Origin of the sequence: Roseburia sp. AF42-8 (assembly GCF_003435965.1) — a bacterium.
GTDB lineage: Bacteria > Bacillota > Clostridia > Lachnospirales > Lachnospiraceae > Roseburia_C > Roseburia_C amylophila.
The window spans coordinates 1-2,482 of sequence record NZ_QTVB01000100.1 but is presented as its reverse complement, the minus strand read 5'-3'; the positions used below and the strand labels follow the sequence as shown (position 1 = coordinate 2,482).

The window sequence follows — 2,482 nt, the reverse complement described above, 5'->3', positions numbered from 1 at the left end:
CTTCTATTTGTACTAGGTAATTCTGGTCTATAATTTCTAGGATTACGATACTATTCTAAAAATTCATCTTTTGAAATCACATCATCCATATATAATTGATGCATTTCAGAGTATTTCTCACTAGGAATATGTCCCATATCCCATTGACCATTTCTCGGTTTAGTTTTATCCCATGTAATTTCAACGCCAGATGGGTCATAAACTTTTCCTGTAATAGGGTCTTTCGCATTCTCCCAAACTTCATTTACTTGATTTTTACCATAAGATGGGCGACTATTTGTATATGGTTTACTTCCACTACTACTCTCTCCAACATTCCCCAGCTGCTGTTTTCTAAGTTCCAACAGCTCCTCCGGGTTTACTTTCTTTAATGCAAGTGCTTCGTCTACCTTTCCGATTCCTCTTATTTCTGCCTCTGTGAGCCCTTCCTTGCTTCCATTCTCAAGAAAATCAAGATATTTCTGGGCATCTTCCTTTGACATTCCTTCTGCAAAAGAACTGTGTAATCCACTTACATTTGCCATGGAATCTATCTCATTGAGCGTTCCATATGTTGCTATTCCAGTCAGCGAACCTGTTAAGAAGCCTGCCAGTGGACTGTTGGTTGCTTCTGTCATGCTCTTTTCCACATAGCTGCTGGCTGCCATCGTCAGTCCCTGCTTTGCATACTCTGTTACTACTGCCCTTCCTATGGATGTTCCTGCACTTACTGCTGCATTTGCTGCCATTCCTCCGGTCAGTATCATAGACGCTGAGATTGTCAATGTATTTCCTATTAAGTAATAAAGGTCTGGGTTGCTGGCAAATAATGTATCACGGATTGGATTAACCGATACCATTCTTGGGTCTCCTGTTACTCCTGCATAAACATCCTGACCACCTTCTACTGTATTTGAAAAGCCATATGCTACTGTTCCTGCGCCAATTGCCATTACTCCTACTGTAGCCACTAAAGGAAGTGCCATACCACAGGTTGCTACGACAAGCATTCCTCCCAGAATCATGGTTCCGACTCCGACAAGTGTTTTCACAATGCCTTCTTCTGTTCTCAGTCGGATGGATTCCTGCCACTGCTGTTGCTGCAGTTCATAGAACTCTTCGCAGGAACTTACCCTGTCCTTCACCTGTTCGAGATATGTACTTAACATTCCATCCATCATCTGTGCCAGTTGAAAAGACTCTGTTGCATTCACAACTGATGCATCATATGCACTGATTGTAGCACTACTGCCACCTAACTGTCCACCAATAATACTGCGAAGATAGCCTACCATCATATCGATGGGATACATATCTGCATGGCTGTGCGCCTCTTCATATTCCCCTATCTGTGTACGGACATTCTGCACTCCGGCAAGTGCATTATCAAAGCAGTTTTCCATACAGGTTGTAGAAAATCTGCCCACATCAAGATAAGCAGACAGTTCCCTCTCAATATCCGCCACTTCCTCTGCTACCGCATCAAAGTCTGACCTGGCCCCCTGAATATTTTCCTCCAATCCCTCCATGGAATTCTGGGACATCTCTGCCATCTGGTCAGAATCAATGTTATAATACCAGTCTGTATAGAGTATAAAACTGCTCCGGTAGGTTTCTATCGTATCTTTTATCATATTTGCAAGATTCATATGATAATCCCACATATAGCTTCTCACATGCTCTGCTGCCCCTCCGTGCATCTCCGGCATGGTAGCAATCTCTACAATACTGCTTCTTACCGCATCTATCTACTCTATCCACCGGTCAAGCTGTGCCTGGATTAATTCACGGATGCTGGTAATCTCCTCGTACTTTACCTGAAATCCCATAACTTTCTCCTCTCCCCCTATTTTGTCTTTATCATTTTCATCAAAGAAGCTTCTGCATCAACCAATTCATCACGCAGTGTGAGAAGCTTCCCGGCATCCTGCGTCAGAAGGCTCTGATAATAACTCATCAGACCAATTAACTGTGAAAAGTCCGCCCTGTACGCTGTCATGGCATCCATTGATACATTTAAATCCGGAACTGTAAGCTGCTTTCCTTCTACCTCACCGGATACCGTCGAAAAAGACTGTACCTTTGATGTATAAACATTGGTATCTAATTTTATCAGCATGATGACATTCGCTTCGTGAGCAGATAGGTGATACAGTTACTTTTTCGAACAAAGGATTTAAGGAATTGGAAGTCCTAAAGTATAACCCTAATAAATTATACCAGGGAAACTTTGACTCCTTCATCCTCTGATATTAATGATACTAATGATTGTCCAAATCTTTCAATCTGTCCCAACTCACAGCTAACATAAAAGCAACATCTATGGGCACGTCTGTCATTATCCGCAATTTCTATATCTACTTCAATTTTTACATGTCCATGATTATCACTGGGTAAAATATTTAATGAAAAAGCAGGTGTATAGTTTCCAATCTTATTTCCAAATTCCAAATAACATACCTCATTAGAATTTTTGATATAATTATTTATTTTATCTGCAGCA

General features: G+C 41.2%; 3 protein-coding genes. All 3 read right to left on the bottom strand.

What is annotated here, in order from left to right; all coding sequences use genetic code 11:
- Window positions 1–50: 50 nt before the first annotated feature.
- Complete coding sequence (locus DW059_RS15305; RefSeq protein WP_256385523.1) at window positions 51–1,727, bottom strand: GH-E family nuclease; 1,677 nt, start codon at window positions 1,725–1,727, stop codon at window positions 51–53.
- Between the two features lie 98 nt (window positions 1,728–1,825).
- On the bottom strand, window positions 1,826–2,098 hold the full coding sequence (locus DW059_RS15300) for a hypothetical protein (RefSeq protein ID WP_117699355.1): 273 nt from the start codon (window positions 2,096–2,098) through the stop codon (window positions 1,826–1,828).
- 95 nt (window positions 2,099–2,193) lie between these two features.
- The coding region (locus tag DW059_RS15295) for a hypothetical protein (protein ID WP_330408459.1) at window positions 2,194–2,482 on the bottom strand (289 nt) is incomplete at its 5' end.